Raw genomic sequence first — 6,788 nt, 5'->3', positions numbered from 1 at the left:
ATTTAACCGCACTTGGCCCCGCGGCCACAGACCCCCGCGCGAGCGAATTTCAAACTACCCCCCCGCGGGGCGCCCCCCCCGGGGGGGGGGCCCCCCCCTTCGGCCTGTCCGGGGCCCCGTGGGGCCCCGGAGGGAATCAGACGAGGTCGCCGTTCGGCAGCTCGACCTTCGCGCCCAGCTCGACGAGCTTCTCCATGAAGTTCTCGTAGCCGCGGTTGATCAGGTCGATGCCGTGGACGCGCGAGGTGCCCTCGGCCGCCAGCGCCGCGATCAGGTACGAGAAACCGCCGCGCAGGTCGGGGATGACCAGGTCGGCGCCCTGGAGCTTCGTCGGGCCCGACACGACCGCCGAGTGCAGGAAGTTGCGCTGACCGAAACGGCACGCGCTGCCGCCCAGGCACTCCCGGTACAGCTGGATGTGAGCACCCATCTGGTTCAGCGCCGAGGTGAAGCCGAGCCGGGACTCGTAGACCGTCTCGTGGACGATCGACAGGCCCGTGGCCTGGGTCAGGGCGACGACCAGCGGCTGCTGCCAGTCGGTCTGGAAGCCCGGGTGGACGTCCGTCTCCAGGTGGATCGCCTTGAGCGGGCCGCCCGGGTGCCAGAAGCGGATGCCCTCGTCGTCGATCTCGAACGCGCCGCCGACCCGGCGGAACGTGTTGAGGAAGGTCATCATCGAGCGCTGCTGCGCCCCGCGGACGTAGATGTTGCCGCCGGTCGCCAGGGCCGCGGAAGCCCACGAGGCGGCCTCCAGGCGGTCCGGGAGCGCCTTGTGGTTGTAGCCGCTGAGGCGGTCGACACCGGTGATGCGGATGGTCCGGTCGGTGTCGACGGAGATGATCGCGCCCATCTTCTGCAGGACGCAGATGAGGTCTTCGATCTCCGGCTCGACGGCGGCGTTGCTGAGCTCGGTCACGCCCTCGGCCAGCACGGCCGTCAGCAGGACCTGCTCGGTCGAGCCGACCGACGGGTAGGGCAGGCGGATCTTGCATCCGCGAAGACGCTGCGGGGCCTCCAGGTACTGACCGCCCTCGCGCTTCTCGATGGTCGCGCCGAACTGGCGGAGCACGTCGAAGTGGAAGTCGATCGGCCGGCCGCCGATGTCGCAGCCGCCCAGGCCCGGGATGAAGGCGTGGCCGAGGCGGTGCAGCAGCGGACCGCAGAAGAGGATCGGGATGCGGGAGGAACCCGCGTGCGCGTCGATGTCGGCGACGTTCGCGCTCTCGACGTGGGTCGGGTCGAGCACCAGCTCGCCCGGCTCCTCGCCGGGGCGCACGGTCACGCCGTGCAGCTGCAGGAGCCCGCGCACGACCCGGACGTCACGGATGTCGGGCACGTTGCGCAGACGGCTGGGTTCGCTGCCGAGGAGTGCGGCGACCATGGCCTTCGGCACGAGGTTCTTCGCGCCGCGGACACGGATCTCGCCCTCGAGCGGGGTTCCGCCGTGGACAAGCAGGACATCGTTGCCGGTCATGGATCTCGCGTTCCGGAGAGGGATGGGCAGGGGATCAGTGAAAAGGGTAAGGGGCACCACCCCCTTGTTCGTATGGCTGACGCGGCCGTAGGACTGTCATGAATTCGGTACAGCACCCTGTGTGCGCGGCAAGTAGCGGAGCGTTCACTTCCGGGGGTTTTCGCCGTGCGCGCTCCTCGCTGCCGCCGTGCGCCCTGAGCTGCGCACGATCCGATACCGCCGTCCGCTCCCCCCGAAGGGCGATTGTGCGGGATCATGTCCGCATGACCGAGGTGTCCTCCCTCACAGGGCGGCTGCTCGTGGCCACCCCAGCCCTCGCGGACCCGAATTTCGACCGCGCGGTCGTCCTGCTGCTCGACCACGACGAGCAGGGGTCCCTCGGCGTCGTCCTCAACCGCCCCACCCCGGTGGACGTACGGGACATCCTGCTGCCGTGGGCGCCGCTCGCCGGTGACCCGGGGGTGGTGTTCCAAGGCGGGCCGGTGGCGCTCGACTCCGCGTTGGGGGTCGCCGTGATCCCGGGCGAGGAGGGGCCGCTCGGGTGGCGCCGGGTGCACGGCGCGATCGGCCTGGTCGACCTGGAGGCCCCGCCCGAGCTGCTGGCCGCGGCGCTCGGCGGGCTGCGCATCTTCGCCGGCTACTCCGGATGGGGGCCGGGTCAGCTGGAGGTCGAGCTGGGCGACGGAGCCTGGTACGTGGTGGATTCCGAACCGGGCGACGTCTCCTTCCCCGACCCCGAACGGCTCTGGCGGGCGGTCCTGCGCCGCCAGCGCAGCGACCTCGCGATGGTCGCCACCTATCTGGACGACCCGTCGCTGAACTGAGCCCGGTGGGGTTCAGTACCCTGGCTTTATGAGCACTCTTGAGCCCGATCGCGGGACTGGTACGGGGACCCTCGTAGAGCCGACGCCGCAGGTCTCCCACGGCGACGGCGACCACGAGCGCTTCGCCCACTACGTCCAGAAGGACAAGATCATGGAGAGCGCGCTCGGGGGCACCCCCGTCGTCGCGCTCTGCGGCAAGGTCTGGGTCCCGGGCCGCGACCCGAAGAAGTACCCGGTCTGTCCCATGTGCAAGGAGATCTACGAGTCCATGGGCGCCGGCGGCGACAAGGACAAGGGCGGCAAGGACAAGTAGGAAGGTCCTCGAACCGTTCGCCGAAGGTCCCCGTGTGCGCGGATGCGCGCCGGGGGCCTTTTGTGTGCCCCCGGCCCGGGTTAGGGTCGGCGCGACGAGCGCCCTGCGGAACGATCGTTGCGCAGGGCGCAACACGCTGCCTGTGGCGAAGGGCTGACGCATGGACCTGATCCCCGCACCCCGGAACGCGGTTCCCGACGGGGACGGACGGAGGTACGCCTTCGGGCCCCGACCGGCCCTCGCCGTCGGGCCGGGCGCCGAGGGCGTCGCGCGGTGGCTGCGCCGCGAACTCGGAGCGGCCACCGGGTGGGAGCTGCCGGACGCCGGCTCCGGCGCGCGGGGCGACGTACGGCTGACCGTCGACCCGGAGCGGGCGGGCGCGGGCGGGCCTGAGTCGTACCGGCTCGACATCGGCGAGGACGGCGTCGAACTGACCGGGGCCTCGGCCGCCGGGCTGTTCTGGGGCGCGCAGACGCTGCGTCAGCTGCTCGGCCCCGACGCGTACCGCAGGGCGCCGCTGCCCGGGCGGACCTGGAGCCTGCCGTACGCCGCCGTCGCCGACGCCCCGCGCTTCGAGTGGCGCGGGATGATGCTCGACATCGCCCGGCACTTCCTCCCCAAGGACGGGGTGCTGCGCTACATCGACCTGCTCGTCGCGCACAAGCTCAACGTGCTGCACCTGCACCTGACGGACGACCAGGGGTGGCGGATCGAGATCAAGCGCTACCCGAGGCTCACGGAGACCGGCGCGTGGCGGGCCCGCAGCCGGTGGGGACATCGGGCCTCGCCGCTGTGGAACGAGACGCCCCACGGCGGCTTCCTGAGCCAGGACGACGTCCGCGAGATCGTCGCCTACGCCGCCGAACGGCACGTGCGGGTGGTGCCCGAGATCGACGTGCCCGGCCACTCCCAGGCGGCCATCGCCGCCCACCCCGAGCTCGGGAACACCGACGTGGTGGACACCGCCGCGCTGGAGGTGTGGGACGACTGGGGCATTTCGGAGAACGTCCTCGCGCCGACCGAGGGCGTACTGCGGTTCTACGAAGGCGTCTTCGAGGAGCTGCTGGAGCTGTTCCCGGCGGAGGTGTCCCCCTTCGTCCACGTGGGCGGGGACGAGTGCCCCAAGGCGCAGTGGAAGGCGTCCCCGGCCGCGCAGGAGCGGATCGCCGAGCTGGGCGTGGACGGGGAGGACGGACTCCAGTCCTGGTTCATCCGGCACTTCGACCGCTGGCTCGCCGAGCGCGGCCGCAGGCTCGTCGGCTGGGACGAGATCCTGGAGGGCGGCGCCGGGGCGGGCGCGCGGGCCGCCGGGTCCGGCGACGAGGTGAGCGCCGTCGGCCTCGGCAAGGGCGCCGTCGTGTCCTCCTGGCGGGGCTACGCGGGCGGGGTCGCGGCCGCCGAGGCCGGGCACGACGTGGTGATGTGCCCCGAACAGCAGGTGTACCTGGACCACCGTCAGGCGGACGGCCCGGACGAGCCGATGCCCATCGGGTACGTGCGGACCCTGGAGGACGTGTACCGCTTCGAGCCGGTGCCGCCGAAGCTGTCGCCGGAGGCCGCCGCGCACGTGCTGGGCGCGCAGGCCAACGTGTGGACCGAGGTGATGGAGAACCAGAGCCGCGTCGACTACCAGGTGTTCCCGAGGTTGGCGGCCTTCGCCGAGGTGGTGTGGTCGACGCTGCCGGAACCGGAATCCCGGGACCGGGCCGGGTTCGAGACGCGGATGGCGACCCACTACGCGCGGCTCGACGCGCTCGGCGTGGAGTACCGACCCCCGGGCGGTCCGCTGCCGTGGCAGCGTCGGCCGGGGGTGCTGGGCCGCCCGATCGAGGGGGAGCCTCCGATCGTGTGACCCGGGGAGGGTGTCGTTCCCGTGCCTGCCGATGGCCGGAAGCGGAACTCTTCGGAAACCTTTGGAACTCTCTCCCGAATAAGGCTGATACGGGGAAAAACGGGCGCCCGGGCGCATGGTCGGAGGACCGTCACCCGGGCGCCCTCGCGATGGTCGGGCGGCGCCCGCGGCGGGGTTCCGGCGCGGAGTCCGGCGCCGGCACGGGATTCGGGGCGGCGGTACCCGGGAGACCCTCGCGCCGGGTGCTCCGGAAGATGTGCCAGAGTTGCCACCTCCCGGCGGTGAGGACGTACCGTACGGCGGACAGGCGTGAGCGCCGGGACCGGGACATCGGGAAGGGGCAGCTGGGTTGACCACGCACGCACCGCACGCATCGCATGCGGCTCAGGAGCCGCAACCTCCGCATGCGGCCCAGGCGGCGCAGTCCGTGACGCTGCCGGCCTCGCTCGACGAGGCCGTGGCGGCACTCACCGCCATGCCCGCGGCCGTACCCGTGGCCGGCGGCACCGACCTCATGGCCGCGGTCAACGCGGGCCTGCTGAGACCCGCCGCGCTGGTGGGCCTCGGGCGGATCAACGAGATCCGCGGCTGGCAGTACCAGGACGGACACGCGCTGCTCGGCGCCGGACTGACGCACGCCCGGATGGGACGGCCGGACTTCGCCGCCCTGATCCCGGCGCTCGCCGCGGCCGCCCGCGCCGCCGGCCCGCCGCAGATCCGCAACGCGGGCACCCTCGGCGGGAACATCGCCACGGCCGCCCCGACCGGTGACGCCCTCCCGGTGCTGGCGGCGCTGGAGGCGATGCTGATCATCGTCGGCCCCGCCGGGTCGCGGCGCGAGATCCCCGTCTCCCACCTGCTGGCCGGCCGCGAGATGCTCCGGCCCGGCGAGCTGATCGGTTTCGTACGGGTGCCCCTGCTGCACGCCCCGCAGGTGTTCCTGAAGGCCACGGGGCGTACGGGACCGGGGCGGGCCCTGGCCTCCGTCGGGCTCGTGCTCGACCCGGCGCGCAGGGGAGTGCGGTGCGCCGTCGGCGCGGTCGCCCCGATGCCGCTGCGGCCGCTGGAGGCCGAACAGTGGGTGGCCTCGCTGATCGACTGGGACGGGGAACGGACCCTGGCCCCCGAGGCGCTGGAGGCCTTCGGCGAGTACGTCGCGGCCGCCTGTGTGCCCGACCAGGGGGAACCGGTGTCCTCCGGAGTACTGCATCTGCGGCGGACGGTGGCCGTGCTGGCGCGCAGGGCCCTGGGGAGGGCACTGACCTCATGAGTGAGAACGAGAACGTGAGCGGATCGACCGGTGACGCGGGCAACTCGGGCAACAGGGGCGGCGCGGGCGCCGACTGGGGCTGGGAGCCGGTGCCGCACGGCGGCGAGTTCGACTCCGAGGCCACGGCCTTCGTGAAGCTGCCGCAGCACATGTTGGACGCCCTCGACAGCGGCGAGCCCCTCGCCGCGCCCGGACACGGGTACGTGCCACCGCCGATGATCGTGCCGCTCGGCTCGGCCAGCGCCGACCCGACGGCCACGGGCACCTGGACCATGCCGGTCCAGTGGCCGGAGGCCGGAACGGGCAACGGGGCCGGGGCGGGCGCCGACGCGCCGGGCCGCGGGCCGATCCCGGCGTCGATCCCGCTGCCGCCGTCCGTGGCGGCCGCCTACGGGGACGGCGGCCCGGAGGGGACCGGACACGACCCCGACCCGTCCGCGACGGCCGAGTGGCAGTTCCCGGAGGCGACGCAGCAGCCCGACGAGTCCGTGAGCACCGGGCAGTGGACGCTGCCGACCGGCGGGGCGGACGGAAGCCAACTTTCCGGGGAAACCGGGCAGTTCGCGGAGTTCTCCGACCCTTCGGGCTATTCCGACTTCCGGGACGTGCGGGACTTCGGGGGCGCTCCGGGCGCCGACGGGTTCACGAGCACGGGCGGGTTCGCGGGTGCGGACGGCTTCGCGGGTACCGGTGAGTTCGCGGGCGCAGGCGGGTTCGAGGGCGCCGGTGAGTTCGAGGGCGCCGCACAGGACGGATACCCGGGGGAGTACCGGGGCGGGTACACCGGGGGCTACCGCGCCGACGGCCCGACGGACGCGTTCGGTGGCGCGGCCGGCGACGGTTCCGGTGAGCCCTCCGGGGAGTTCCGGGGGCGGGCCACCGGCTCCGACTGGAGCCAGGCTCCGGTGACGCTGCCGGGCGGCGCCGCCGCCCCCTGGGCGGAGACCACCGCCGACGCCGGGGCCACGGCCGCCGCCGGGATGCTGACCGGTGGCGTGCTGCCGGGCGGGACCGGACCGGCCGGAACCGGCGAGGACGCCGCACGGCGGGCCGCG

At 73.2% G+C, this 6,788-nt stretch carries 5 protein-coding genes and 1 pseudogene; 5 read left to right on the top strand and 1 reads right to left on the bottom strand.

Annotated features, from left to right (window positions below):
- Positions 1–136: 136 nt before the first annotated feature.
- Positions 137–1,474, bottom strand: a complete 1,338-nt coding sequence (gene murA, locus NOD94_RS39125) for a UDP-N-acetylglucosamine 1-carboxyvinyltransferase (RefSeq protein ID WP_267092034.1) — start codon at positions 1,472–1,474, stop codon at positions 137–139.
- Positions 1,475–1,737: 263 nt separating this feature from the next.
- Here murA and NOD94_RS39120 point away from each other — a divergent pair, with 263 nt between their 5' ends.
- The 5 genes and pseudogenes from NOD94_RS39120 to NOD94_RS39100 all read left to right on the top strand — a co-directional run.
- Positions 1,738–2,298, top strand: a complete 561-nt coding sequence (locus tag NOD94_RS39120) for a YqgE/AlgH family protein (RefSeq protein WP_281211014.1) — start codon at positions 1,738–1,740, stop codon at positions 2,296–2,298.
- Between the two features lie 28 nt (positions 2,299–2,326).
- Positions 2,327–2,611, top strand: coding sequence for a DUF3039 domain-containing protein (locus NOD94_RS39115; protein WP_281211013.1), 285 nt, complete (start codon positions 2,327–2,329; stop codon positions 2,609–2,611).
- A gap of 160 nt (positions 2,612–2,771) precedes the next feature.
- Positions 2,772–4,463 (top strand): beta-N-acetylhexosaminidase, encoded by a 1,692-nt coding sequence (locus NOD94_RS39110; protein WP_281211012.1) that lies wholly within the window; start codon positions 2,772–2,774, stop codon positions 4,461–4,463.
- A 349-nt stretch (positions 4,464–4,812) separates the two neighbouring features.
- The gene (locus NOD94_RS39105) at positions 4,813–5,733 is read left to right on the top strand and encodes an FAD binding domain-containing protein (protein ID WP_281211011.1); all 921 of its coding nucleotides are present in this window, start codon (positions 4,813–4,815) and stop codon (positions 5,731–5,733) included.
- Positions 5,730–6,788, top strand: a pseudogene (locus NOD94_RS39100) (hypothetical protein); the annotation flags it as partial. The gene NOD94_RS39105 and the pseudogene NOD94_RS39100, both read left to right, overlap by 4 nt.

The sequence above is a fragment of the Streptomyces sp. Isolate_45 genome (assembly GCF_024721315.2).
Taxonomy (GTDB): domain Bacteria; phylum Actinomycetota; class Actinomycetes; order Streptomycetales; family Streptomycetaceae; genus Streptomyces.
This window is presented reverse-complemented; position numbering and strand designations above follow the sequence as displayed.

What these genes read in the sequence shown, in the direction of transcription:
- murA (WP_267092034.1), bottom strand. Translation starts at nt 1,474, where the DNA reads ATGACCGGCAACGATGTCCTGCTTGTCCACGGCGGAACCCCGCTCGAG.
- NOD94_RS39120 (WP_281211014.1), top strand. Translation starts at nt 1,738, where the DNA reads ATGACCGAGGTGTCCTCCCTCACAGGGCGGCTGCTCGTGGCCACCCCA.
- NOD94_RS39115 (WP_281211013.1), top strand. Translation starts at nt 2,327, where the DNA reads ATGAGCACTCTTGAGCCCGATCGCGGGACTGGTACGGGGACCCTCGTA.
- NOD94_RS39110 (WP_281211012.1), top strand. Translation starts at nt 2,772, where the DNA reads ATGGACCTGATCCCCGCACCCCGGAACGCGGTTCCCGACGGGGACGGA.